Consider the following 25,927-nt stretch of genomic DNA (forward strand, 5'->3'; position numbering starts at 1 on the left):
ACGGGACCGGGCCCCGCTGGTAAATCGTGCGTTCGCGGTCTACCTTTGTGAAGAATTTCACAAGCCACCGACTCTGCCGTGAAACGCATCGCCGATTCGACCGTCCGACGCCTCTCGATGTACCTGCGGTACCTCGAAGATCTCGACACTCAGGGCCAGCAAACGGCCTCCAGTGACGAGCTCGCGCACCTGTGCGGGACAACCCCGGCGCAGGTACGAAAAGATCTGTCGTTCTTCGGGTCCTTCGGCAAGCGTGGCCTTGGCTACCCGGTCCATGAACTGACGGCGCACCTTCGGGAGATTCTCGGGCTCGAGCGGGAATGGAAGGTGGTCATCATCGGCGCCGGCAAGATCGGCGCGGCGCTGGCGAACTACCGTGGCTTCCGGCAGCGCGGCTTCAAGATTGTGGGCGTGTACGACAACGATCCGACCAAGATCGGCAAGCCGTGGGGCGAAGCGATCGTGCGCGACATGGCCGATCTCGCGCAGGATATTCAGCGGGAAGAAGCGCCCATCGCGGTGCTCGCGATACCGTCCGACGATGCGCAGGACGTCGTGGATCGACTCGTCGGTGCCGGCATTCGGGCGATCCTGAACTTCGCCCCGGCGCAGATCACCGTTCCGCCACATGTGTCACTCAAGTCGGTGAACATGGCGATGGAACTGGAAGGACTCTCGTTCGCCCTTACGAACGCGATGGCGAGTCAGGGCGCGGCGTAAGCGCGCGCACCAGTCGGGCAAAGTCGGCGGGCGTCAGCGTTTCCGGTCGCACTTCGTTCGGCAGACCCGCTTCCTGCAGAACGGCCGCCGCGCGTTCCGCATCGAGTGACGCGACGGTGCGCACCACGCGAATGAGTTGTTTGCGGCGCAACCCGAACGCCGCCAGCACGAAGCTGCGAAACCGCTCTTCGATCTCGGGCTCGACCGACGGCACCGCGCGCGGTGTGACCCGCACCACCGCCGAATCAACGGTCGGCGGCGGATTGAACGCGGACGGAGGCACGCGCCGCACCATCTCGACGTCGACGACCGCCTGCAGGTTCACGCTCAACGCACCGTAGGTCTTGTCACCCGGCGGTGCCGCCATGCGCTCGGCTACTTCCTTCTGCACCAGATACACCGCGACGTCGGGGCGCGGTAGTTCGAGCGCATGGAAGATGATCGGCGTCGTGATGTAATACGGCACGTTGCCCACCAGCACGTACGGGCCGCCCGCGACCGTCGGCAGCGACACGGTCAGCACGTCGGCTTCCACGATCTCGACGTGCGGCAGGTCGGCGTAGCGGGTGCGCAGATGCTGCACGAGATCGCGATCGAGTTCGATCGCAATCACCCGCCCCGCACGCTCGACGAGACGATCGGTCAGCGCGCCGCGGCCCGGTCCGATCTCGACGACCGTGCGCCCGTCCAGCGGACCGAGCGCCTCCACGATGCTGTCGAGCACGCGTGCGTCTTTGAGGAAGTGCTGACCGAACCGCTTCCGCGCCGCGGGCAGTGCCCCTTCGGGACGCGGAGGCCGGGCGCCGCGCGTTCCAAATCCATGTTTCTGACTCACGTGCGTTCCTCAAATGGACGATCCACGATGACGGCGGCGAGATCATCGCGCAACGCCGTGCGGCGTGTGTGTGATTCTACCTGCGTGAACAGCGCATCGAGCATGGCGTCGGGCGATTCGCCGTGCGTCATCGTCGCGAGCATGCCGAGCACGGCACCTTCACCCAGCCGCTGATCCAGCGCATCTCGGGCATCGGTGATGCCGTCCGTGAACAGCACCAGCCGATCGCCGCGACGCCACGACATCACGCACTCCTCGATGGGAGCATCGCTGAAGCCGATCGGCGGCACGACCGCCGTGAGTCGCACGCACTGCCCGTCGGCACCGACACGAAACGCGTGCGGATGACCAGCGTTGGCGAAGCGTACTTCACCAGCCCGCGTATCGATCACCGCATAGCACATCGTGATCGACATTTCCGTGGAGGTCAGTTCGTCCTCGAGCGACCGCCGCACGGCATCGAGCGCAATCGATGGATCGAAGGCGGCCTGCACGTGAATCGCCGCCGCGCTGAGCGCCAGCGCCATCACCAGCGCAGACTGATAGCCATGACCGGAGACGTCGCCGATCAGCACGCCGGTGCGGTCCCGGTCGAGACGCGCCAGCAGGAAGAAATCGCCACCCACGCTCTCGGCCGGCACCAGTCTCGCTGCCGCGCGCGCTTCGGGGCCGACCACGGCCGGCTTGGGGAGCAACTTGAGCTGCAGATCGTGCGCGAGCCGCATCTCCCGCACGAGTTGCTGCCGTTCGACGGCCGCCCGGACGAGCGACGCGTTGTGCATCGCCGTCCCGATTTGCGTGCCAACCGCCACGGCCAACTTGCGGTCACCGGCACTGAACGGCTGCCCATTGGCGCGTCCGCCCAGCACCAGCACGCCAAGCGGTACCGGCGTGCGCGGCTCGACGACGTTTCCACGACGCACCGGAATCTGATGCGTGCCGGTGATGCCGACCCCGGTGCTGGGCCGCGTGATCGCCACGGCCAGCAACGCGCCCCCACGCGCGGTGAGCACGGGATCGGACTCGCGCGCGGCCGCGCCCTCCTCCGTGATCGCACCCGCACTCCCGTACGCCGTCACCGCGATATGGCCAACCTGATCGAACGAGATCGTAGGATACTCCACGTCGTCGAGACCGAGCGTGGCGATCGGCGCAAGGGCGGCAGTGTTGCGATTGTTCTGCAGGAAAACCGCCCGCGTGGCGCCGACGGTTACCGCCAGTTCGCGCAGCAACGTATCGGCGACATTCTCCACTGACGTGGTGCCGCCCAATAGCTCACCGATGGCGTACAGCAGACTGATCTCTTCGTAGCGCTCGATCAGCTCACCGGTGGCGCCGTCACGCTCGCGCGTGAGACGGCGCACCTGCGGCACGAGACGCGCCAGCAATCGATCGGCGTCAGGCGAGTCGCCCGTCTCCGAAAAGAGCCAGCCAACGCTCTCGCCAGTGGTCACCAACTGCGCCCGCAGGCCGTGCAATTGCGCCCACGTGATTGCATCCCACGCCCCGACACCCGGCTCGGTGCGAGTTGCGAACGCCGACGATGACGTCCCGAGCAGGATCGGCGATCCGCCGTCGCGTCGTTCCCAGATGGCCGCCTCGCGTCCGGTGGCCTCGAGAAACGCGGCCAGGAGCGCAGCGACCTCGATCATGTCCGGTGGAGAATCAGGCGGATGCAATGGCCGGTCTCGGCGTCGGGCCCCGAGCTTTCCACGCGATCCATCAACGTGCGCATGAGAAAGACACCGCGGCCATCCTCGCGCTCGAACCAGTCGGCCTCATCGGGGCTCTGTTGCAGCGTCGACAGATCGAATCCCACGCCCTCATCGGTGACGTCGACACGCAGTGACTGCGTGTCGAGCTCGACGCGTACCTCCACGGTTCGCGACCGCTCGCTGCGGTTACCGCGCAGCATCGCGTTGGCCATCGCCTCGGTGACTGCCACCGGCACGTTGAGCTTGCAGTGACGCGCCGAAAAGCCGGCGGCCTCGCAGAGCGCGACGATCGTTTCGACGACGGGCTCGATCAAGGTCAGATCGGACGCGATTGTCCATCGACGGATCAGTGGCGTCGGAGAGTGCACCACAGGCTGCGCAGAGGGGCCGGTCATGGGGTCCGTCGCGACCCGCAGGGGTTGCGACTTGAGGCGAGTCGCCACGCGGTCAGCGCGCCGCGAGCGCGTCGGCCCGAGTCGCGTAGAGCGGGAAAAGCTGGTCGAGGCGAGTCAGCTCGAAGAGTGTGCGCAGATCCTCATTCAGGCCCGCGAGCCGCAAGTCGCCGCCCGCATCCCGAACGCGCTTGCTCAGCGAGACCAGCGCCCCCAGTCCGGAGCTGTCGATATAACCAGACCGGGCGAAGTCGATCACCACCGTGCGGGCGCCTTGCTCGACGGCGTCGAGAATCGCCTGCTTGAACTCCTGACGATTGGTCACCACCAGCTGCCCTTCCACATCCACCAGCAGCACGTCGTCGTTGCGATCCAGAATGAAGCTCATGAGGCGCTCAGGAAGCGGTGGAGGAACGAGCGTGATTGCCAGCCTGCAACGCGGTAATCGCCGCAACATGCACAATGTCGTGCGAGGTGGCCCCCCGCGACAAGTCACTGCACGGGCGCGCCAGCCCCTGCAGGATCGGGCCGATGGCGGTGCCATGCGCCAGGCGCTGCACCAGCTTGTAGGCGATGTTCCCGGCGTCGAGCGACGGGAATACGAGCACGTTCGCTGTCCCGGCCGCTCCCTCTCCCGGCGCCTTTCGACGCGCGATTTCCGGCAGGAGCGCCGCATCGGCCTGGAGTTCGCCCGAGACGATCACGCCCGGTGCCTCGGCGCGCACGATCGAGACCGCTTCGCGCACCTTGCTGACGCTGGGTCCATCGGCGCTGCCCACCGTACTGTACGACAGGAATGCCACGCGAGGCTCATCGCCCACGATCCGGCGGCGATCGGCGGCGGCCGCGATCGCGATGTCCGCCAGCTGACGGGAGGTCGGATCGGGAATGACGGCGCAGTCGGTGAACGTGAGAACCTCCGTCGCGCCGCCACGGAACGGCGGCACGATCAGATAGAATGACGACGACACGGTCCGAACGCCGGGCGCGGCGCCGATCGTCCAGATAGCCGCGCGCAAGACGTCGGCGGTCGTGTGCACCGCCCCGGCCACGCATCCATCCGCCTCGCCCAGCGCCACCAGCGAATCGGCGAAGTACAGCGGATCTCGCGCCAGGCGTTCAGCATCCTCGCGACTCAGCCCCTTCGCACCGCGACGCGCCAGCAGATGCTCGACCACACGCGGGGTGCGCACATCGATGAGCGGATCGATCATCTCGATCCCGCGTGAGGGCACGACGCCGGTCGGCGCATCATTGCGTCGCACGAGCACCGGCACCACCGACCCGAGCTTGCCGAGCGCGATCACTGCCTCGACCGTCCGAATGTCGGTGGCTTCCGGAAAGAGAATCGTGCGCGGCGCGGCCGCGGCCCGTTCATGCACAGATCGCAGAAACGTGCCGGCCGCATCGTCGAATGTCGGCATGGAACTCATCGCAACTCGGCGAATCGGGTCACGAGCGCCTTGCCGACCAGCGGGTGCACGAGTCCGCTCACGTCGCCACCGAAGCGCGCCACTTCGCGCACCATACTCGAGCTGATATACGTGGTATCGAGCGACGGCGTCATGAACACCGTTTCCATCTCGGGAAGTAGATGTCGATTCATCAGCGCCATCTGGAACTCGTATTCGAAATCGCTGACCGCGCGTAGACCGCGCACGTTGACCTGCGCCCCGACGTCACGCGCAAAATCCACCAGCAGGCCACTGAACGCGCGCACTTCGATGCGGCTGTCAGGTCCCATGATCTCCGAGATGAAGCGCAGACGCTCATCCACCGAGAAGAGCGGCGTCTTGCTCACATTGTTCGCCACGGCGACGATGACCCGGTCGGTGAACGTCAGTGTACGCCGGATCAGGTCCTCGTGCCCATGCGTGATGGGATCGAAGGAACCGGCGTACAGGGCGACACGCTCGGCGGAGGCGACTGGGGACGGCGTCACGAAGGGGCGCGGAAGAAGGTCAGAGACGTGGAGCCGTAACGGCGGGTTTCGCCGATCGCCGGCAGAACCACCGAGGACGAATGTTCAATGCCGAACACGTTGGCGAAAGGGACGGCCATCCAGCAATCGACCAGCCGCTCCACGGTCTCGGCCGAATACGGCGGGTCTGCGAAGGCAATATCGTACGCGCCCGCCGAGAGTCGCTCGACGAACTGCACAGCCTCCTCGCGGTGCAGATGCGCCTCAGGATGTCCTCCCAGCTTTTCGAGGTTGCCCCGGATAACGGCGAGCACCTTTGGCGACTGTTCGACGAAATCACAGCTGGCGGCGCCCCGAGAGAGTGCCTCGAGGCCAAGCGCGCCGCTGCCCGCGCACAGATCGAGGACGCGCGCTTCGGGGAGAAGCTGGTGCACGATGCTCATCCACGACTCACGCACACGATCGCCGGTGGGACGCACCGCCCCACCCTCGGGCGCGTCGAGGCGACGGCCGCGCCACTTGCCTGAAATAATCCGCACGAGCTACTCCGAACAGGGACGCACGCCGGCGACCCGTAGTTGAAGGCGCGACACGCCACGATACTCATCGCGGTCGAGCCGATAGGCGAGGTCTACGGGGCGCGATACGCTCAGCGTCGGAGCGAGCGCCGACATCCCCCAGCCGATGGCTTCAAGGGTGCCGTGCCCTCCGTCGATGGACAGCTTGAGTCCGTCGCCGCCGACCTTCCGCGGGGCGGCGGCCAGATGCACACCCGTGGTGCGAAACAGCGGTGAGGGATTTCCGATGCCGAAGGGTTCGAAGTGCCGCACCAGGGCCTCGAGCTCCTCGCCGACGCTGTCGATCGGGACCTCGAGATCCACGCGCAGTTCTGGCACGAGATCGTCGGGCCTGAGCCGCGCGCGCGCGACCTCGTCGAAGCGTTCGGTGAATGCCGGAAGCTGCGCGGCATCCATGGTGAGGCCCGCCGCCGCACGGTGTCCGCCGAAGCGCTGAAAGTGCATCGCGCAGTCCCCCAGCGCCCCATGCAGGTCGAACGCACTGATCGAGCGACCCGACCCCTTCCCGATACCATCCTGCACCGCGACGAGCACGGCCGGGCGCGCGGTCTGCTCCACGATGCGCGACGCCACGATACCGATGACACCCGCATGCCAACCTTCGCGCGACAAGACATACGCATAGCGATCGCCCATGCCCGGCGCGTCGACCTGGCGCATCGCATCATCGAGCACCGCACGATCCAGCTCCTGACGCGCGCGATTGAGCTCTTCGAGTTCTCGCGCGATCACGTTCGCTTCATCCTCGCGCTCGGCGAGGAGCAGCTTGAGTCCGAGCTTCGCATCCGCGATGCGACCGGCCGCGTTTAAGCGCGGTGCCAGCACAAAGCCGACCCGTCCAGCGGTCAGCGGCTTGCCCTCGAGACCGGACGAGCGGATCAGCGCCCGCAAACCGGGGTGCGTGGTTTCGGCCAACAATTTCAGGCCGTAGCGCACCATGACGCGATTTTCGCCACGCAGCGGCGCCACGTCGGCGATCGTGGCCAACGCCACGAGATCGAGCTGACGGTGGGCGAGCGCCGGCGACACGTTGAACGCCTCGCACAGGGCCAGCGCGATCTTGTAGGCCACGCCGACCGCCGCCAAGTCCTTGTCAGCGGACGTGCACTCGGGATGCCGTGGATTGCAGATCGCGTACGCCGCGGGCAACGCGTGACTGGGCAAGTGGTGATCGGTGATGATCACATCGATACCGGACGCGTTGAGCGAGGCCACTGGGTCGCAGGCACTCGTACCGCAGTCGCACGTCACCACCAGCGTGGCGCCGGCGCGCTGCGCGGCTTCCACACCGGCGCGGCCAAGATCGTAGCCGTCCGTGAGTCGATTGGGCACGAACGGTACGACGTGCTCGGCCCCGAGCCCTCGGAGCACCCGCACCATGAGGGCCGTCGAACTCATGCCGTCGACGTCGTAGTCCCCGTGCACGAAAATCGTTTCCTGGGCCCGTACGGCATCGGCGATACGCTCGACAGCCCTCGGCAAGTCACGCAACGTGTCGGGCGCCGAAAGATGCTCGAGGCGCGGACGCAGAAACCGTTTCGCGGCCTCCACGTCGCCGTAGCCGCGGGCCACCAACAGACGGCACACGGGCTCGGGGAGGAGCAAGGCCTGCATCAGGCTCCGCACGCCCTCGCCGGCGGCAGGGACCGTGGCGATCCACCGCGCTTCCGGCCGCAGACGCGCCGGCTGGAGAGAGGCGGAAAGGGGGGCGCCTTCGAGGCGGCGGTCGAGTTGAGAACGGGAGGACGCAGTCACACCCGCAATGTACCGGCAGAGCGGCGGGGGGTGCACCCGAAACGGTGCACGCATACCCCCGACGCGGCCGACCTACCTCAATTCAGCCCTGTACCGCCGCCGGCGGCGCGGGGATGTAGTACAGCAGGCAGCCACACCCTTCACAGGGTTCGATGATGGCGCCAGTGGACATCGGCAGCCGACGCTGCAGCGGGATCGACGTGTCGCAGCTCCCACACGAGAAGTCATCGTGCAGCTGGAACACGACGATCGTCCGGCGACGGGCCTGTACGCGATCGTACTTGCTGAGGAGCGACTTGCCCACGCCCTCGGACGACTTGTTCCGCTTGGCCCGTGCGACACCGAGCTCCTTGTCGATGACCGCGATCTCAGCGGCCAGCGTCGAACGCGCCGCTTCTTGATCGGACGACGTGCGCTCGAGCACCTCGCGGTGCACGGCGAGGGCGTTGCGCAGGTCGACGATGCGACGCGAGATCGCCAACGACTCACTCTCTTCGTCGGCGACCACCTTGCGTGCCGCTTCGACCTGCGCGGCGGCGGCGGTGACTTCCTTCAGCTTCTGCGCCGAATTCAGGACCTCGACGTTCTTGTCATGGCGGGCCTTGTGCTCGACGAGGCGTGCTTCGATCGCCCGGTGCTTCTCCAGCTCGCGCTCGAGCGCGCCTTCCGTACGGGACACCTCATCGGCCGCCCGTTTTCGCGCCTTGTCGAGCGTCGCGAGACGAGGGGCCAGCGCATCACGCCGCGCCTCGATGGCGCGTATGACTTCATCGTCCTGCTGGACGATCAACAGTGCTTGCAGTTCGGTATTCACTACACCTCCAGGAGGGAGATCAGGTCGATGATCGACCGTCACCCCTTCGGTTTAGCCCGCGGACTGCGGATAGGCAAGAGCCGACGGATTTCGGCCTCGAGTTCAAGGCGCTCCTTCATCAACGCGTCCTGCGCTTCTCGCGTTGCAGTTCGCATCGCCTCACGGATCTCATCGACCCGGAATTCCAACACACGTGCGTCGAGCTTGCTGAGACTGAGCCCGATGTCCGAAGCCTCCACATTGATCGCAACGGCCCCATCGGTGAGCTCGCGCAGCACCGCGAGCGCGTCCGGGGCCAAGCGGTCGGCGATCTGGTCCAGATCATCGTGCATCGGCGCGTTGAGTAGCGCCGCAAAGAGGGCACCGTACTGCGCGTGCCGGAAGGAAATCGGCGGATGCCGCTCGGCAACGCGTTCGGCGATCCCGCGATCTGCCAACATCGCGCGCACGAGTGAACGTTCCACCGGTTCGTCCCGACGCGGGCGAGGCGGAATGTTGGTGGTCTTCCACTCCGGCCCGCCGCCGTACCTGCTGTTCTTGCGCGACTTCCAAACGGGCTTGTCGCCGTCGGGAGGCGGTAGTGGTGCCGGTTCGGAATCCACCGGCGGCCCTTCGAACGCGGGCATCGGCTCATCGGAACTCCGCTCCGGCGGCCCGCCGGGCGCACGGCGCCGTCCCTGCTCCGTCACCGCGTCGGCTTCCGTCGATAGCGTCACCTTGTCGAGGTGCGACACATCGGCGAGTCGTGCCAGGTACAGGTCGCGCGTCAGCGGATCGCGGGCCGCACGAATGGTGGGCAGCAACTTGTCGATCGCGATGCGACGCCGGCGCAGATCGGAGAACCATCCGAGACGCTCGAGCATCTGCACCTGTCGGTCGAAGAGGTCGATCGCCAAGCCGAGTTGCGTATCCATCGCCGCGCGGCCCTGATCACGGACGAACGTGTCCGGATCTTCGTTCTCGGGCAGCGTGACAACACGAACGGTGGCCTTGTGCCCGAGCAACTCCAAACCGGACCGAAAGGTCGCCTTCTGCCCCGCCTCATCGCTGTCGTACAACAGGAAGACTTCGGGCGCGTATCGCACCAGCAACTGCGCCTGTTCATCGGTCAGCGCGGTACCGAGGGGGGCCACGACTTCTTCGATGCCGACCAGCACCAGTCGAATCGCATCGAGATAGCCCTCCACCACGATGGCACGACCCGCACGGCGCATGGCCTGTTTCGCGGTGTGCATGTTGTACAAGGTCTTTCGCTTCTGAAAGACCACCGACTCCGGACTGTTCAGATACTTCGGTGTGTCGTCGCCGAGCGCACGGCCGCCGAAGCCGACATGCCGACCCATCTCGTCGAGAATCGGGAACATCAGACGTCCACGAAAGCGCGGGCGCGGTTCGGTCTCGCCTTCCCGCACGACGAACAAGCCGGCTTCGATCAGGCGCGCGTCATCGGCGCCGAGCGAATGCAGATACCGGCGCAGCGCCTGCAGATCGCGCGGGGCGAAACCAAGTCCGAAGCGTTCCCATGCGGCTTCGTCGAGTTGGCGCTGCTGTAAATACGACCGCGCATCGCGCCCGGTCGCTTCTTCGGTGAGCTGTCGCTGAAACCACTCGGCGGCAGCCGCGAGGACTTCGAAGTTCGGCGCGTTCGGATCGGGCGCCTGCGCGCGCATCGGTACGTCGACCACTTCGATGCCGACACGCTCACCGATCATCTTGACGGCGGAGGGCCAATCGAGGCCGAGACGCTTCCGTACGAACGAGAACACGTCACCGCTTTCGTGGCACACGAAGCAGTGGTAGCTCCCACGCTTTGGCGACACGGAGAAATTCGGATTCGTGCCACCATGGAACGGACACGGTCCGCGATAGTCACCACCGGCGCGCTTGAGCGGCACGAACTCGCTGATAATCTGCACGATATCAGCCGCCGTGCGCACGCGCTCAATGATTTCGTCGGAAATCACGTGAGCTCGGCCACGGTGACGCCGGCGCCACCCTCATTCCACGCGCCCAGCCGGAAGCCCGCCACCCGCGTGTCCTTCTTGAGCATCTCTCCCACACGGGATCGCAGCGCGCCGGTCCCCTTACCGTGAATGATACGCAGCTCGCGCATGTCGGAGCGTACGGCGGCATCGAGCGCTTGGAGCACCTGATCGTCGACTTCATCCACGCGCAGTCCGCGCAGATCGACTTCACGCAGCGGATCGGCTTCGGGAATACTGCCGGCGTACGTGGCCTTCACCGCCGGCGGCGGCGGCGCGGACGACCGCGCGAGCGTCGACACCGGCACGGTCACCGTGAGTGACCCCACCACGACGCGCGCTTCCTTGCCTCGCACCGAGAGCACCTGCCCGCTCTTGTTGTCGAGCGTGCCCACCAGCACGCGATCACCCTCGGCCAACGGCTGCTGCGCCTTCTGTGGCGTGCCGGCACGCGGCGTAGCCACGTCGACGGCCTGGCGTACCTGCGTGCGGACCTTCTCGCGCGCAGCGCGCTGCTGCACGGCTTCAACGGCGAGTCCCTGCGCGGTGGCCGCCTCTTCAACGGCGCGTCGCGCCGCGCGTGCCGACGCTTCAAGCGCTTCCGCCTGTTCACCGGCCTTCGCACGGATCTCGGCAATCGCGCGCTCAACCTGACCGCGCGCTTCCAGCAGATACTTGCGCGCCTCCTGACGGGCCGACTTCTCCGCCTCACGTTCGCGCTCGCGCACCTTGAGCTCACGATCGGTGACCGTTGCCAAGCGCGCGCGCAACTTCTCCTGTTCGCGGTCCATCACCTGCTGGCGCGCACCGAGCGCACCGTCTCGCGCCTCTACGTCAGAGAGCAGCACGGCGAGATCGCGCTCGCCGTGTGGTAACCGCTCCTCGGCGCGCACGATGATGTCTTCCGGCAACTGCAGACGACGGGCGATGCTCAGGCCATAACTGCGACCGGGAATGCCCTTCAGCAATCGATACGTCGGCGCCAACTGCACGGCATCGAACTGCAGCGACGCATTCACCACGCCATCCACTTCGGTCGCCAGCAGCTTGAGCTGTCCAAGGTGCGTCGTCGCGATGGTCGTCGCCGATCGGCGCGTGAGCGTTTCGAGAATGGAACCACCGAGCGCCGCACCTTCGGCCGGATCGGTGCCCGAGCCGAGTTCGTCGATCAACACCAACGAGTCGGGCGTGGCCGAGCGCAGAATCTCGCCGAGGTTCTTGAGGTGCGCGCTGAAGGTCGAGAGGCTGGCCTCGATGCTCTGCTCGTCGCCGACGTCGGCGAAGACATCGTCGAACACGGGCAGCCGACTCGTCGCACCGACCGGTACCGGGATTCCCGCCTGTGCGAGTGCACTCAGCAAACCGATCGCCTTCAGCAGGACGGTCTTGCCGCCGGTGTTCGGACCGGAAACGAGCAGGGTCCGCTCCTGCTCGAACAGCGTCAGATCGAACGGCACTACCGGTGTGCCGCGCGAGAGCAGCAGCGGATGGCGTCCGTCGACGATCGCGAGTCCTTCGGCTGGCGCGCAGAACGCCAACGGCGCGCAGCTGGCCTCGATCGCGTACCGCGCGCGGGCATACAGTGAGTCGAGCGCGACGAGCGCATGGAACGCGGCGATCAGCTGATCGTGATACGGGTGCAGCTGCTCGGTGAGTTCGCGAAGCACGCGTTCGACTTCACGCAGTTCTTCGATCTCGAGCTCGCGCACACGGTTGCCGAACTCCACTGCGGCGGGCGGTTCCACGAAGATCGTGGCGCCGGTTCCCGAACTGTCGTGCACGATGCCACCCACATAACCGCGCGCTTCGCGGCGCATCGGCATGACCCAGCGGCCATTGCGCATCGTGACCGATAGATCGCTCACTTGATGGTGTGACTCGAGCTTGGCCATCTCGCGCTCGAGCAAGCGCACAAGCTCGCCCTCGGTCTGGCGGAGCTCACGACGTACGCGACGGAGCGCGGGCGACGCGTCGTCGCGGACGGTGCCGTCATCGGAGATCGCCCGAGCAATCGCTTCTTCGAGCGACCGCAGGTCGATGAGCTGATCGAGATACGCTTGCAGGTACGCGACCGTGATGCGCGGCCGTCGTGGATCACGCAGCGCGTCACGCACGCGACGCGAGGAGCGGATCAGGGTGGCACCTTGCAAGAGTTCGAGCGCCGTCCAGGTGAGCCCTTCGATACGCAGTCGGCGCAGCGGCTCGCCCAATTCCGGAATCGGCTCGGTCGGCCAGGCGAGCTCCGACGAGACGAGCGCGCGCATCGCGGCGACGCGCCCATGCTCGGCCTCGATCCACGCACGATCGCGTCGAGGAGCGAGCGTGCGGACGGCGGCCGCGCCAGGGCCGGAGTTCGCGCGACCCGCGACGTGCGCGAGCATGCGCGGGAACTCGAGGATGCCGAGGGCGTGCGCGTTCATCATACCAAGGGTGCCCGTCGGTGTGCGGCAGGGCTGAAACGGCACGAACCCGGACCGCCGAGGGCGCTAGTCCGGGTTCGAATCCTGCTGTGTGCTGTCATTCGGCTCGCCACGACGTGTCGTGCGTTGTCGTTGTCACCCGCGCGCGAGTTCCTCACGCACGATTGCGTTGATCGTACCGCCTTCCACCCGTCCCTTGAACTGCGGCATCACCTTGGCCATCACGGCACCAATGTTGGCCGCTCCACCCTGCATCGCTGCTCGAACGGCGGCGCGCAATTCTTCAGGATCGACTTCGGCGGGCAAATACACTTCGAGGGCCGTGACCTCGCTCTGTTCCTTCTCGAGGAGGTCCGTTCGCCCAGCTTTGCCGTAGAGCTCGACGGACTCGCGCCGCTTTTTGATGCCCTTCCGGATGACGTCGATGACGTCATCGTCGGTCGCATCACGGCGGAGTTCGATCTCTCTGTTCTTGACCTCGGAAATGATCATTCCAAGGAGGAGCACGCGATCCTTCAGCTGCTCCCGTCGTGCATTGGCTTGATCACGCTGCAACCGTGGCAGCAACGAACCGCCGACATCCACGAAACCGCTCACCCGTTACGGGTGCGCCGATTCTTGCGGACGGCCGCGTTCATCTTGCGCTTGCGCTTCTCCGAGGGCTTCTCATAATGACGATGCTTGCGCAGGTCGGACAGAATGCCGGCCTTTTCGCACTTCTTCTTGAAGCGCTTGAGCGCACGCTCAAAATTCTCGTCCTCGTGGATGATGACTTCGGACAAACGAAACCTCGTAAATGATGGCGTGACAGACACGTTGCGATAGAACGACAGCCTTAAATCCTACCCAGCCCGAGGAGGGAGGTCAAGGCGCAAAGTACGATAATTCCGGAGGGATGGCGACCAATTATCCCGGCGGCCACTGCATCGCCCGCCCGCCCAGCACGTGCAAATGGAGATGGTGCACCGTTTGGCCGCCGTCATTCCCGGTATTGGCAACCACCCGATACCCCGTTTCCGCTAACCCTTCCGACCGCGCAACCTCGGCCGCCAGCAGCAGCAGCGCCCCGAGTTCGGCCGCATCGGTGGCCTCGGCCAGCGACGCCACGTGACGCCGCGGAATCACCAGTAGGTGCGACGGCGCCTGGGGATGGAGGTCGCGAAACGCGACCGCGTGGTCGTTGCTGGCCACGAGCGTGGCCGGAATCGATCCACCCACGATGCGGCAGAAGATGCAGGCGTCGGACATCAGGACTCCCGAAGCGGAGAAGGAGAAGCGGACAGGGTACCAAGCGCCGTCCGGGCGATGGCCAGCGCCCCGACAGCGGCGGTCTCGAACCGGAGGATGGTCGGCCCAAGCCGAACCGGGCGGAAGCCGGCAGCCACCAGCGCCGCGAGTTCATCCGCCTCGATGCCGCCCTCCGGGCCGATCGCCAACACGACGGGCTCCTGCAGGGGCGCCGCAGCCGGGCCAACCATGGGAGTTCCTGTTGGATCAAGCACAATACGGTCCCCCGGAGGTGCGGCCAGCAGCGCACGTTCGAGTGGCGCCTCAGGAAAGGGTTGCGGGAGCCAAGCCCCTTCCGACTGCGCCAACGCGCTCGACATCCGCGCCATGACTTTCTGCTGGAAGGCGACGCCCTCCCCGCGCGGTGAGACACTGCGCGACCGCCGCCACAGGACAGGTCGCCAGCTCGTGCAGCCCAGCTCACAGGCTTTCTCAGCCAGCCACAACATCCGGTCGCGGTCAGCCACGGGCACCAGCAGATGCACCTCGGGGAGCGGCGCGATGAGCTCGGCGTCGCTGATCTCGACGTGCGCCTGCGTCTTCGTGAGGCGAACGAGCTGACCGACTCCCACGTGTCCATGCCCGTCACGGACGCCGACCACCGCTCCGGAGTCGAGTCGCAGCACTCGCATGTGTCGCGCCGCGTGTTCGTCCAACACGCACGTCGCCCCGACCGCAAAGGGCTCGGTCGTGACGAAGTTCGGACGTCCGGCGGCTACACCCTCGCGATCGAGACCGACCACCAGATGTCCTCCGCATCCTCATCGAGCACGCGCCATCCGGTGGCCGCCAAGACGCCGAGCATCTCCTCGCGCTCCTCCTGCAGGATGCCGCTCAGGATCGCGCCGCCATCGTCCGTGAGCGACTCGGCGATAATCGGCAGCAGTTCGACCAACACCGACGAAATAATGTTCGCCAGTACGACCCGAACTGGCGCCAACAACGGCAGCAGCGCACCGGCGTCGGCCTCAAAGACATGCACGCGATCCGCAACACCGTTGCGAAGCACGTTCTGCTCGGCATCCGGAATCGCTTCGCCGTCGAGCTCGACCGCATACACACGCGACGCTCCGAGCTTGGCCGCTGCGATCGCCAGGACAGCACTGCCCGCGCCGAGGTCGGCGACGATATCGCCATCACGCATGACCGTCGGCAGCAGTCGGACCACGCCACGCGTCGTGGCATGCTCGCCGGTGCCGAAAGCCATCCCGGGCTCGATCACGATCGTACGCGCCGGATCGCGGCCCTCGGCAAGCCACGGCGGCGTAACGGTGAGCGAGCCAAGGTCGTGCGCATTGATGCGCGACTTCCAGGCTTCGCTCCAATCGATGTCGGGCACCGGTGCCGTCTCGATTGTGACGCCCTCGTCGGCTTCGGTCAGCGCGATGTGGACGGCTTCGAGATCGGTTGACGGCGGAAAGTGCGTGACGAGCGATGCCCCATCTTCATGCACGCCCTGCGCACCGACCGCGAAGAGTGCGGCGAGGCAGGCATCGCGACTGCCGACGTCGACTCCCGGGCTGACCCGCACGCTGACCCAGCGTAACGACGCCTCAAGCACCGAGCGCCTCCTTCATCTTCGACCAGAAGCCCTTCTCGCGCTGCGCCGGCGCTTGCCCTTGCAGGGTGCCAAGCCGCTCGATCACGGCCTTCTCGTCACCCTCGACATCCTGTGGCGTCCAGAGCTGCACCTTCACGTGCAGGTCGCCCGTACCGGACGCGTTCACACGCGGCAGTCCGCGTCCGCGCAGATGAAACACGGTGCCACTTTGCGTGCCCGTCGGCACGCGCAACGAGAGATCACCCGTGAGCCCGGGAACGCGGATATCGGCGCCGAACACGAGTTGTGAGTACGTGACCAGCGCTTCGCAGAACAGGTCCTCGCCATCGCGATCAAAACGCTCATCGTCTTCCACCTCGAACACCACGAGCACATCGCCCTTGGTGCCGCCACGCGGGCCAACGTTGCCCGCGCCACGGAGCGTCATGTACTGTCCGGTCGCCACACCAGCCGGCACTTGGATCTTGAGCGTACGCTCCGACCTCGCGCGTCCTTCACCGCGACACTTCTTGCACGGCGACGAGACGACGACGCCCTCACCGGCGCAGGTCGGACACGGTGCCACCGACACGAACTGGCCGAAGAACGAGCGCTGGGCGCGTCGCACTTCACCAGCGCCACCGCAGGTGTTGCAGGTTTGCGGCTTCGTGCCCGGCTCGGCACCAGATCCGTCGCACTTGTCGCACGCCTCGAGCACCTTGAGCACAACGGTTTTTTCCACGCCCGTCGCCACTTCGGTCAGCGTGAGCGGGAGCGGCAGCTTCACATCAGCACCCGTACGCGGCCCGTTCCGACGACCGCCCCCCTGCCCACCGAACAGGTCACCGAAGCCACCGAAGTCGCGCATGAAGATGTTCAGCGCCTCCGACAGATCGACGTGCTCGTATTGTTGCTGTTGCGCTCCCCGAAGTCCTGCCTCGCCGTACCGATCGAAGGCAGCGCGCTTCTGCGGATCACGCAGCACGTCGTACGCTTCGGTGATCGTCTTGAACTTCTCTTCGGCCTCCTTCGCGCCCGCATTGCGGTCAGGGTGCCACTGCATTGCCAGGCGACGATACGCCTTCTTGATGTCGTCGTCGGATGCATCGCGCGGCACACTCAGTACCGCGTAAAAATCGGCCATGTCGAAACCCGGAAAAACGCGCTGCCAGTGGGCGGCGCAGTCGAACGACGGGTGCCGGAAACCGGACGCCCGTCGGTGAATTCAACGTCGTAGTGAAAAACCTATCGGAAATATCGACCGCTCCGCCCGCCTGAAGCGAGGGGAGGGACGGTCAGCACAGCAAATCGGACACGAGACGGGACGTGTGACCGACCAGCGCGATCACCTTGTCGTATGGCATTCGCGTGGGACCGATGACGCCGATCACCCCGCTGAGCGATCCTGCCTGATACTCGGCCGTCACCACCGTAAACGGCTCCAGTCGCGGGTCACCATGCTCGTTCCCGATCGTGATCGAGATACCGTTTGCCCCCGGCTTCGCCTCCAGCAACGAGGCTACCTGTTGTCGGGTTTCCGTGAGCTCGATCAGCTGCCGCAGGCGCTCGCCGCTCGCGAACTCCGGCTGATCGGCCAACAACGACGGCTGGCCCAACACCACCGTCTCCAGCGGATCCGCCACCCGGCCGAACGCCTGCTCCCCCTCCTGCACAAAGATGTGCAGCAACTCGGCGGTTTCCGGCTTCAGGTGCACATCGCGGAGCCGTGAGGCGAGCGAGGTGCGCACCTGCTCGAGCGTGAGCCCGGAGAGTCGCTCGTTGAGCACGATCGTGACCTCGATCAGGGCTTCGTCGGCGATCACGCCCGGTACTTCGACGAACACGGTGCGCACGGCGCCACCCTGCAGCGTGAGCACCATCAGCAGGCGCTCAGACGACATGCGCACGAGCTCGACCTGTCGCAATGTGGCCCGTTCAAACCGAGGGCCGAGGGCGACGCCAAGTTCCTGCGTCAACACGCCGAGGGATTGGGCCGCTCGACGGAGAATCGCTTCGATCGCCGAACCGCCGGCGGAGATGTCGGCATGTAATCGTCGTTGCGCATCGCCAGTAATGGTCTCCACCCGCATCAGCGAGTCGACGTACACGCGGTACGCCTTGTCGGTGGGAACGCGTCCGGCTGACGTGTGCGGGTGAAAGAGAAAGCCTTTCTCTTCGAGATCGCTCATCGTGTTGCGGATGGTCGCCGGAGAGATGCCCAAGCCGAAGCGACGCGATAGCGTGCGCGAACCCGCGGGCTCGGCCGTTGCCACGTAGCTATGGATCACCGCTTCCAGTACCTGACGCTCCCGCTCGGAGAGCTCCCCGCTAATAGCCATAAGTGTAACGCTACGAACGACTTCGAAGTGCTGTCAAGTCGACGGCCAGGGCATCGAGCCGAAGCCATCCGGAGGCGGTGCACCGGATCCGAGATCCGGCAGTCCCATGAACAGACTCGATCCACCCCTGCCGACGCCACGTGGCGACGCGGGCTTCCTCACCTTCCCGAAGCTCCAGTCCGTCGATCGTGCGTAACCCAAGGTACACCATCTCGGCCTCACGGTTCTGTCTGGTGAGCGTTTCCGCTCCCTCCATCGGGTCGATTCCAGCGGACAACGCCGACTCCCATGCCGTCAATGCCGCGTGGTTCCAGCGACGCGCCGATCCGTCAAAGCCGTGCGCCGATGGCCCGATGCCCAGATACGGCACGTTCTGCCAATACGCACTGTTGTGTCGCGCGCGTCGGCCGGGCCGGGCGAAATTCGACACCTCGTAGTGCTCGAAGCCGGCGGACCGCAGTCGCTCGTGCGACTCGAGGAACTGCCGCTCGTAGAGATCTTCGGGCGCTTCCTCGACCTCACCACGGGCCTGCCATCGCCCGAGCGGCGTGTGCGGTTCGATGGTGAGACCGTACAGCGAAATGTGATCGGGAGCGAGTGCGAGAAGTCGCGTGACATCGCCGCTCCAGTCCCGCTCCAGCGTATCCGGCGCCGCGAAGATGAGGTCGAGCGACATCGCATCAATGCCGCCGGCGCGGAGGGTGTCAACCGCGCGCACGGCGGCATCCGCGTCATGCACGCGATGCATCCACGACAGCACCCGATCATCGAAGCTTTGGACACCTAAGCTCACCCGATTCACACCCGCCCGACACCACGCTGCCACGGCGTCGGCCGACACGTCTTCCGGGTTCGCTTCGAGCGTGACCTCGGCGTCCGCGTCCAGTCGAATGTGCTCGTGCAGTACATCGAACAAGCGCTCGATGCCCTCGCCGCCCAATCGCGACGGCGTGCCTCCACCGAGATACAGCGTGCTCAACACGTCACACGACTCTGCGGTACCGCGAAGGCGAAGCTCGGCGCCGACCGAATCGGCGAACGCACGCCACGGCACCCGCTTGCGCACGGCGATCGCGAAATCACAATAGCTGCAGCGCCGCGCACAGAACGGTACGTGCAAGTACAGATGCCGATAGCCCACGGGTGAAGCCGCCGAAGCGCTCACGATACGCCGATGGACGGATGCACCTGCCCCGATGGCCCGAAGTGCACGAGTCCATCGATTTCGAGCGCACTCAGCACAGCGGCCGCTTCACGAGGGCGCAACTGAGCGTGCGCCGCAACCTGCTCGATGTCGCGCGCGCCGCGTTGCACGGCGTCCCAGCACCGCGCTGCATCGCCATCGAGGGCCATGTGGGTGGAGATCGACCGATCGACGCGAAGCAAGGCCAACACGTCGTCCACGGCCAGAATCGGCTCGGCGTGCATCTTCAGCAGCGCATTGCTGCCGAGCGACGAGACCTGATCGATGGCGTTCGGTACGCAGGCGACCGTTCGATTCAATTCGAGCGCGTGATCGGCGGTGATCAGCGCGCCGCTCCCTGTACCAGCTTCGACAACGACGGTGAGGTCGGCCAGCGCCGCAATGATGCGATTCCGTCGGGGGAAGGTGCCACCGTGTCCAGTGTCACCCGGCCTCTGCTCGGTCAGCAACAGCCCATCACGCGCGATGCGTTCCTGCAGGGTGCGATGCGAACGCGGGTAATGCACGTCGAGACCCGTGCCGAGAACCGCCACGGTACGCCCGCCCGCTGCCAGCGCCGCCTCATGCGCCGCGCCGTCAATGCCGCGAGCCAATCCGCTCACGATCGTCACACCGGCGCGGGCGCAGGCGGTGGCGATGGCGCGCGCCACGCGCAGTCCGTATGCCGACGCCGCGCGGGTGCCCACGATCGCCACGGCCGGCGGATTCGCGCTAACCAGTGTGCCCTGCGCGTAGATCACCGGAGGCGAGTCGGCGAGTTCGAGGAGTCGCGACGGGTAGCGCTCGGTTCCGGCCACGAGCGCCTCCCCGCCGATGCGACGCAGGTCCGCCAGAATGCGGTCGGCCGTACCCAATGCGTCGTCGCGTCGCGCCGCAGCGACCGACGCCAGCGCGCGCGCCGCGTCGCCATGAAGCGACAGGAGTCGCGCTACGCCAACGTCGCCGAGTCCGGCGACCTGACGCAGCGCGATCACCTCGCGCGCGTCCACCACCTCTTCAGGGAAGAAACTGCGCGTCACGTGCCGGCTTCTCGGCTTCCACGCGCATGGCGAGCAGCTCACGCCACCACGCGTCGAGCACGACATCGAGCCCCATACGTCCGGCCGCGCTGATCGCGTACTTGCCGAACGCACCAGGCGCTTCGATGTCCGGCACGTAGTGTTCGCCCAGCAGATCGAGCTTCGTGAAGACGACGCAATACGGCTTCGCGGCGAGTTCGGTGGAGTACGAGGAGATCTCGTGACGCAGCTGATCGAGTTCCGCCTGCCAGTCTTCCGCGTCGATGGGGATCATGAACGCGAGCATGCGCGTACGCTCGATGTGTCGCAGGAACCGAAGGCCAAGTCCCTTGCCTTCGGACGCGCCTTCGATGATTCCCGGAATATCGGCCACCACGAACGAGCGGTGATCGCTGAGCGGGACGACGCCGAGGTTCGGCGACAACGTCGTGAACGGATAGTCAGCGATCTTCGGGCGCGCCGCCGAAATAACCGAGAGAAGCGTGCTCTTGCCCGCATTCGGCTGTCCGACGAGACCGATATCGGCGATCAGCTTGAGTTCGAGTTCGAGCGTGCGGGCTGTTCCTTCCTCACCCGGCTGCCACTCGCGCGGCGACTGGTGCGTGGGCGTCACGAAGAAGGAGTTGCCCTTGCCCCCCCGACCGCCCTTTGCCACGAGAATGGTGTGTCCATCCTCCATGACTTCACCGAGAAACTCCTGCGTCTCGGCGTCGCGCACGACCGTGCCGGGAGGCACCGGCAACACGATGTCCTCGCCCGAGCGGCCGGTCCGGTTCGACCCTTCGCCGTGCTGTCCGCGTTCGGCCTTCCAGGCATCGCGGTACGTGTAGTCGAGGAGCGTGGTCAGGTTCCGGTCGCCGCGTACGATCACGTCGCCGCCACGTCCGCCGTCGCCGCCATCAGGGCCACCCATCGGCGCGAATTTCTCGCGGCGAAACGACGTCTGTCCCGAACCACCGGTTCCTGCTTCGACCTTCACGAGTACGCGATCTACGAACATGAATCACTTCCGAAACGAGAGAGGCAGCCGGCCACGGGGGCGCCGCCAAAAAACCTTCGAGTACACTGCGTGCTGATGGTGCTGCCGTACTGCTGAAATGCCGAACTACTTCCCCTGCACTCGCGCCCACAGACCGAGATAGCGACGCATGTCGTCGTCGCTGATCAATGGCGAGACCACCCGCAACGCGGCCGTCACGACACCCGCCGACGCTCCCGCGTTCAGCGCACCGTGCAGATGCGAATGCAGCTGCCGGTCTTGTCGTGCAATCGCGCACGCGGCGACCACACACAATTCTCGTCGTGCCAGATCGAGCAACGGCCGGCCGAGCACTTTGCCGTATCCCTCCGTGATCATCCACCGATCCAACGCCGGATGGAGTCCACGAATGTTCACACGCAACCGATCGTAAAATTCGCCGTACACCGTGGCGCACGTCGCCTCGCCTCGCGCCACAAAGTCCAGCTCCTCAGCTTCTCGGTCGTCGGCCGGCGATGGTGCGAGGCGACCGGAGATCCGCCGCCAATCTCGCGCCGCGTTGAGCGCGCGCGGAAACCCGGCGAACAGGTACGTCTGAAGAATGACTTCCTCGACCCAGATCGGATTGACGACGTCATTCACCCCCGACAGTTCCGCACGAACCTCCGCCTCGCTGCCGCCGGCCAGCACCGCCGCAAGCCGAACGAGCGCCGCCGTCTCCGCATCGAGTGCATCGAGTGTAACGGACACGTGGCCGCGGGCTGTCATCGAACCAACGCCCACGGTGTCATGCGTACGCGCGCCTGCCTCGCCCATGCGCGGCTCGCCGTCATACGGCGTCATTGCGTACAGGCGCGCCGAGCGACGCCACACTCACGAACACTTCGCCGACCTGTTCGCCACGCGTGTTGCGCACGGCCCGAACGGCCGCGTCGCGCAAGCTCTCCGGCAACGGCGATGGCAATCCGCCGTACTCCGCCAGCATCGCCAGCACGGCGACGAACTGCGCCCGCTGCGAGCCGTCCTCGACCTTGAGTGCGAAACCGATACCGCGGTCGATGATCGCAAACGTGTGCACACCTTCCGCGCCGACTTTGCACAACACGTTTCCGCCGATCGCCTCCATGAGGCGTGTATCGAACCGATCGCTGCCGCCCACGAGGAACGGATGCGTCGTCATGGCATGCACTATACGCCGGCTCGTCTCGTCTCCGTGAGTCGACGCGTGGGCGAGTCGTGCGTACGAGAGCGCCATATTCGCCAGCGGGAGCGAGAAGACTGTCACGCCGCAACCGTCGACCGCAACACGGACCTGCTCCGGCGTCATGCCCGCCCACGTGGCAACGGTCTCGTGTGCCGCCCGCTGTACCGCATGCGACGCCTGCTCGTAGCCGGTGGTGGGCTCGCCGAGAAGCACTGCCCGCGCCAGCATGGCCGCGTGTTTTCCCGAGCAGTTGTTGTGGAGGCGCGTGACCCGATCGCCCGACTCGCGAAGCAGCCGTGCGCCGCGCGACGCCAGCGGCTCATGGGCCCCACAGGCGAGGTCGCCTTCCTCGAGACCGATTCCGGCGAGCATCGACTCGGCCAGTGCCACATGCTCCGGTTCGCCACCGTGGGATGCGCAGGCCAAGGCCAACTGGCTCGAGCCCCAGCCCAGACGTTCCAGGCCGCCCGCCCGCACCAGCGGCATCACCTGAAAGGGCTTGGCACACGAACGCCACCACGTCTCCGTGTGCGGATTGCGCACGCCCTCCAGCAGCGTCCCGTTGGCGTCCACGACGGCAGCATGGACACGGTGACGCGATTCGACCGTACCGCCGCGCGTCACCACCACATCGAAGCGGCGCTCCCGGAGCGCCGGGGCGAATACCATCGGCGTCGCCGATGCGAACGGCCCCTGTACGGACGCGCCATCCGGCTCGGCGTGCGGCGCACCAGCGCCTGAGAATATCGATCGAGTCTCGCTCACCCCTGAAAGATAACCGGGGCGAGGGAGGCGAGTCGGCTCAGACGACCATTCGACCTCGGTCAGCGCTCCGTGGAGGCCTGGGCGCGGGGTGACGCGAGCAGGACGCCGGCCAGAACGAGCGCCCCTCCCACGACCGTGCCGATGCCCGGAACCTCGGCGATGCCCGGGAGGAGGGCGGCCAGGATCGTGGCACCGATCGGCTCACCTAGCGTCGTGAGATTCACCACAAATGCCGGCAGGTGGCCGAGCGCCCAGTTCATACCGGTGTGTCCGAGTAGCATGGGGCCGATGGCAAGTCCCGCAAAGATCGACAGTTCGCGGCGCGGCTGCGGCAACAGGACCTCGCCACTGGCGAGCGCAATGAGCAGACATGTGACAAAGGCTGCCCCATAGGCGAGAGAAACGTAGGGCCACACCCCGACACGCTGCCGAAGCCGGCGCCCGATCAAGTAGTACAACGCGGCCGTAACCGCGCCCACGAGCGCCAAGAGGTCGCCGAACAGCGCACGGCCGCCACCCTCCGTGGTCGATCCGCCGGCGATCGCGGAGACAATTCCCGGCAATCCCCCGGGGACGTCGGCCAACCCCACCACCAGCGCACCAATCACGGCGATGACGACCCCGATCCATTGACGTCCGGAGGGAGACTCATGCAGCCAGAGCGCCGACACACTGGCGATCAGCACGGGCTGCAGATTCACCAACGCGACCGAGGCCGCGACCGTCGTGTAGCGCAACGAGGCATTCCAGCTCCAGAAGTGGAGCGCGAGCAACACTCCGGCACCCGCGGCCAGCAGCAATTCCCGTCGGGACAGCAGACGCCACTCTCGCCAGGAGCCCGTGAACATCAGGGCCGCTCCGACGATGAGCATCGACAAACCCAGTCGCCACGTGGCGATCACGATGGCTGAACTCGCAGACAGCCGGATCAGCGGTGCCGCAAAGGAGATCCCGATCAGCGACGCCGCCAGCACGAGGACTGGCGAACGGCGAGAGACGGGGGATTTGCTGGGAGAGGACGAGGCGGGCATCGCGGCGGGAGGAGGCAAGGGAACGGCACAACCGGTGACGAAGCTTATGGGTCCGACTAGCTTCCCCGCCATGACGCCCACCATCTCCCGCGCTCGGCTCGAGGCATTGCTGGCTGACGCCGCCTCGCAGCACGTGGTCATCATCGGCGATGCCATGCTCGACGTGTACCTTCGTGGCGACGTCGACCGCATCTCCCCCGAGGCGCCCGTCCCCGTGGTGCGCGTGCGCGACCGCAAGCTGGCCCTCGGTGGCGCAGCGAACGTGGCGCAGAACGTCGCGGCCGTTGGCGCGGGGTGCGATCTCGTGGCCGTGGTCGGAGACGACGGGGCTGGCAGCACCCTGCGCGAGCGCCTCCAGGCCGGTCGCATGGAGTCGCGGTCGCTCGTCGTGGTCGGTCGACCCACCACGACCAAGACCCGCGTCATGGCGCGATCCCAGCAGCTGGTGCGGTTCGATGAAGAAGATGACGCGGACCTCGAAAGCGCAGACGTGGCGCGTGTGCTCGAGGCCATCGAAACCGCCATGCCGCACGCAACGGCGCTCGTCTTCGAAGACTATAACAAAGGCGTGCTCGTCCCGGCGGTCATCGAAGGCGCGATCGCTGCCGCGCGCACGCGGAATCTCCCGATCGTCGTAGATCCGAAGTTCCGCAACTTCTTTGCGTATCGTGGGGCCACCGTGTTTAAGCCGAATCGTCGAGAGCTTGAAAGTGCACTCGGCGCGGCTGTTGATCTGGAACATCCGGCGGCGTTGCCGGAGACCTTTGCGCGCCTCGGCGTCGAGCACTTGCTGCTCACGCTCGGTGAGCGCGGCATGGCACTGGTCTCGTCAGACGGCGTGGTGCATCGCGTCCCCACCACCGCCCGTGAGGTGTACGACGTGGTCGGTGCCGGCGACACCGTCACGGCGTATCTGGCGACGATGCTCGCCGCGGGAGCCACCGCGCTCGAGGCAGCGATCGTGGCGAACTACGCCGCCGGCGTCGAAGTGGGGAAGCTCGGTGCCGCCACGGTCACGCCCCACGAAGTCCTCGAGGCTTACGACGCGCACATTGCGGATGCGTGAACTACATTTGCCAAGGGCGGCGGCGGGGTATCGCCACGTTTGGTCCGGTAGCTTAGTTGGTTAAAGCGCTCGACTCATAATCGAAGGATCGTGGGTTCAAGTCCCACCCGGACCATACGCCTCGGTGCCATGCACCGAGGCGTATGTCTTTGGCAGAACCGGAGGGGGCTTCCCACCGCCGATCCCCTCCGTTACGTTCTTGATCCGCGCGGTGAGTTGTCGAGCACGGAACGCTATGGGGCGTGTAGCTCAGCTGGTTAGAGCGCTGCTTTCACACAGCAGAGGTCCGGGGTTCGAGTCCCTGCACGCCCACTTCATCATCTCGTAGTACAAGAACGGCCGGTCATCTTCACTGATGACC

General features: G+C 66.1%; 26 protein-coding genes and 2 tRNA genes. 4 read left to right on the plus strand and 24 right to left on the minus strand.

Going from position 1 to position 25,927, the window contains the following annotated elements; translation table 11 throughout:
• Positions 1-78 precede the first annotated feature (78 nt).
• Complete coding sequence (locus RMP10_RS11410; RefSeq protein WP_309673255.1) at positions 79-720, plus strand: redox-sensing transcriptional repressor Rex; 642 nt, start codon at positions 79-81, stop codon at positions 718-720.
• Here RMP10_RS11410 and rsmA read toward each other — a convergent pair.
• The 24 genes from rsmA to RMP10_RS11530 all read right to left on the minus strand — a co-directional run bounded on the left by rsmA (position 686) and on the right by RMP10_RS11530 (position 24,443).
• Positions 686-1,555, minus strand: coding sequence for a 16S rRNA (adenine(1518)-N(6)/adenine(1519)-N(6))-dimethyltransferase RsmA (rsmA, locus tag RMP10_RS11415; RefSeq protein ID WP_310570388.1), 870 nt, complete (start codon positions 1,553-1,555; stop codon positions 686-688). The genes RMP10_RS11410 and rsmA overlap by 35 nt on opposite strands.
• Positions 1,552-3,207, minus strand: a complete 1,656-nt coding sequence (locus RMP10_RS11420; protein WP_310570389.1) for a SpoIIE family protein phosphatase — start codon at positions 3,205-3,207, stop codon at positions 1,552-1,554. Before RMP10_RS11420 ends, rsmA begins: the two co-directional genes overlap by 4 nt.
• The gene (locus RMP10_RS11425) at positions 3,204-3,665 is read right to left on the minus strand and encodes an ATP-binding protein (protein ID WP_310570390.1); all 462 of its coding nucleotides are present in this window, start codon (positions 3,663-3,665) and stop codon (positions 3,204-3,206) included. Before RMP10_RS11425 ends, RMP10_RS11420 begins: the two co-directional genes overlap by 4 nt.
• A gap of 52 nt (positions 3,666-3,717) precedes the next feature.
• Positions 3,718-4,050, minus strand: a complete 333-nt coding sequence (locus RMP10_RS11430) for an STAS domain-containing protein (RefSeq protein WP_171224331.1) — start codon at positions 4,048-4,050, stop codon at positions 3,718-3,720.
• Positions 4,051-4,057: 7 nt separating this feature from the next.
• Positions 4,058-5,095, minus strand: a complete 1,038-nt coding sequence (locus RMP10_RS11435; protein ID WP_310570391.1) for a phosphate acyltransferase — start codon at positions 5,093-5,095, stop codon at positions 4,058-4,060.
• Entirely contained in the window at positions 5,092-5,604 is a 513-nt protein-coding gene (gene coaD / locus RMP10_RS11440; RefSeq protein WP_309673247.1) for a pantetheine-phosphate adenylyltransferase, read from the minus strand. Before coaD ends, RMP10_RS11435 begins: the two co-directional genes overlap by 4 nt.
• On the minus strand, positions 5,601-6,122 hold the full coding sequence (gene rsmD / locus RMP10_RS11445) for a 16S rRNA (guanine(966)-N(2))-methyltransferase RsmD (RefSeq protein WP_309673246.1): 522 nt from the start codon (positions 6,120-6,122) through the stop codon (positions 5,601-5,603). The genes coaD and rsmD overlap by 4 nt, the downstream gene beginning before the upstream one ends.
• 3 nt (positions 6,123-6,125) lie before the next feature.
• Positions 6,126-7,916, minus strand: coding sequence for a single-stranded-DNA-specific exonuclease RecJ (recJ, locus tag RMP10_RS11450; protein ID WP_310570392.1), 1,791 nt, complete (start codon positions 7,914-7,916; stop codon positions 6,126-6,128).
• Between the two features lie 82 nt (positions 7,917-7,998).
• Positions 7,999-8,730, minus strand: a complete 732-nt coding sequence (locus RMP10_RS11455) for a hypothetical protein (RefSeq protein ID WP_309673244.1) — start codon at positions 8,728-8,730, stop codon at positions 7,999-8,001.
• 38 nt (positions 8,731-8,768) lie between these two features.
• Positions 8,769-10,694: a DNA primase gene (gene dnaG / locus RMP10_RS11460; RefSeq protein ID WP_310570393.1), complete on the minus strand. Its 1,926-nt coding sequence runs from the start codon at positions 10,692-10,694 to the stop codon at positions 8,769-8,771.
• Positions 10,691-13,135: an endonuclease MutS2 gene (locus tag RMP10_RS11465; RefSeq protein ID WP_310570394.1), complete on the minus strand. Its 2,445-nt coding sequence runs from the start codon at positions 13,133-13,135 to the stop codon at positions 10,691-10,693. The genes dnaG and RMP10_RS11465 overlap by 4 nt, the downstream gene beginning before the upstream one ends.
• 132 nt (positions 13,136-13,267) lie before the next feature.
• Positions 13,268-13,729 carry a GatB/YqeY domain-containing protein gene (locus tag RMP10_RS11470; RefSeq protein WP_310570395.1) on the minus strand — a complete coding sequence of 154 codons (462 nt, stop codon included), beginning with the start codon at positions 13,727-13,729 and terminating at the stop codon, positions 13,268-13,270.
• Complete coding sequence (gene rpsU / locus RMP10_RS11475) at positions 13,726-13,914, minus strand: 30S ribosomal protein S21 (protein ID WP_171224322.1); 189 nt, start codon at positions 13,912-13,914, stop codon at positions 13,726-13,728. The genes RMP10_RS11470 and rpsU overlap by 4 nt, the downstream gene beginning before the upstream one ends.
• A 124-nt stretch (positions 13,915-14,038) precedes the next feature.
• On the minus strand, positions 14,039-14,380 hold the full coding sequence (locus RMP10_RS11480) for an HIT domain-containing protein (RefSeq protein WP_310570396.1): 342 nt from the start codon (positions 14,378-14,380) through the stop codon (positions 14,039-14,041).
• On the minus strand, positions 14,380-15,162 hold the full coding sequence (locus RMP10_RS11485; protein WP_310570397.1) for a 16S rRNA (uracil(1498)-N(3))-methyltransferase: 783 nt from the start codon (positions 15,160-15,162) through the stop codon (positions 14,380-14,382). The genes RMP10_RS11480 and RMP10_RS11485 overlap by 1 nt, the downstream gene beginning before the upstream one ends.
• Entirely contained in the window at positions 15,135-15,980 is an 846-nt protein-coding gene (locus RMP10_RS11490) for a 50S ribosomal protein L11 methyltransferase (protein ID WP_310570398.1), read from the minus strand. Before RMP10_RS11490 ends, RMP10_RS11485 begins: the two co-directional genes overlap by 28 nt.
• Positions 15,973-17,103, minus strand: a complete 1,131-nt coding sequence (gene dnaJ, locus RMP10_RS11495) for a molecular chaperone DnaJ (RefSeq protein WP_310570399.1) — start codon at positions 17,101-17,103, stop codon at positions 15,973-15,975. The genes RMP10_RS11490 and dnaJ overlap by 8 nt, the downstream gene beginning before the upstream one ends.
• A 151-nt stretch (positions 17,104-17,254) precedes the next feature.
• Positions 17,255-18,298: a heat-inducible transcriptional repressor HrcA gene (gene hrcA / locus RMP10_RS11500; RefSeq protein ID WP_309668947.1), complete on the minus strand. Its 1,044-nt coding sequence runs from the start codon at positions 18,296-18,298 to the stop codon at positions 17,255-17,257.
• A 10-nt stretch (positions 18,299-18,308) separates the two neighbouring features.
• Positions 18,309-19,463, minus strand: a complete 1,155-nt coding sequence (gene hemW / locus RMP10_RS11505; protein ID WP_310570400.1) for a radical SAM family heme chaperone HemW — start codon at positions 19,461-19,463, stop codon at positions 18,309-18,311.
• Positions 19,460-20,521 carry a DNA-processing protein DprA gene (gene dprA, locus RMP10_RS11510; protein ID WP_310570401.1) on the minus strand — a complete coding sequence of 354 codons (1,062 nt, stop codon included), beginning with the start codon at positions 20,519-20,521 and terminating at the stop codon, positions 19,460-19,462. The genes hemW and dprA overlap by 4 nt, the downstream gene beginning before the upstream one ends.
• Positions 20,499-21,521: a GTPase ObgE gene (gene obgE / locus RMP10_RS11515; RefSeq protein WP_309668944.1), complete on the minus strand. Its 1,023-nt coding sequence runs from the start codon at positions 21,519-21,521 to the stop codon at positions 20,499-20,501. The genes dprA and obgE overlap by 23 nt, the downstream gene beginning before the upstream one ends.
• A 105-nt stretch (positions 21,522-21,626) precedes the next feature.
• Positions 21,627-22,343 (minus strand): carboxymuconolactone decarboxylase family protein, encoded by a 717-nt coding sequence (locus RMP10_RS11520; protein ID WP_310570402.1) that lies wholly within the window; start codon positions 22,341-22,343, stop codon positions 21,627-21,629.
• Positions 22,330-23,469, minus strand: coding sequence for an asparaginase (locus tag RMP10_RS11525; protein WP_310570403.1), 1,140 nt, complete (start codon positions 23,467-23,469; stop codon positions 22,330-22,332). The genes RMP10_RS11520 and RMP10_RS11525 overlap by 14 nt, the downstream gene beginning before the upstream one ends.
• A gap of 59 nt (positions 23,470-23,528) precedes the next feature.
• Positions 23,529-24,443 carry a DMT family transporter gene (locus RMP10_RS11530; RefSeq protein ID WP_309668941.1) on the minus strand — a complete coding sequence of 305 codons (915 nt, stop codon included), beginning with the start codon at positions 24,441-24,443 and terminating at the stop codon, positions 23,529-23,531.
• Between RMP10_RS11530 and RMP10_RS11535 the strand changes: the two genes are divergently transcribed.
• The 3 genes from RMP10_RS11535 (at position 24,334) to RMP10_RS11545 (ending at position 25,878) form a co-directional block, all read left to right on the plus strand.
• Positions 24,334-25,566 carry a PfkB family carbohydrate kinase gene (locus tag RMP10_RS11535; RefSeq protein WP_310570404.1) on the plus strand — a complete coding sequence of 411 codons (1,233 nt, stop codon included), beginning with the start codon at positions 24,334-24,336 and terminating at the stop codon, positions 25,564-25,566. The two genes, RMP10_RS11530 and RMP10_RS11535, sit on opposite strands and share 110 nt — an antisense overlap.
• 41 nt (positions 25,567-25,607) lie before the next feature.
• Positions 25,608-25,681: transfer RNA gene (locus RMP10_RS11540), tRNA-Ile, on the plus strand.
• Between the two features lie 123 nt (positions 25,682-25,804).
• Positions 25,805-25,878, plus strand: a tRNA-Val gene (locus tag RMP10_RS11545).
• Positions 25,879-25,927: the final 49 nt, after the last annotated feature.

Origin of the sequence: Gemmatimonas sp., from assembly GCF_031426495.1 — a bacterium.
Classification (GTDB): domain Bacteria; phylum Gemmatimonadota; class Gemmatimonadetes; order Gemmatimonadales; family Gemmatimonadaceae; genus Gemmatimonas.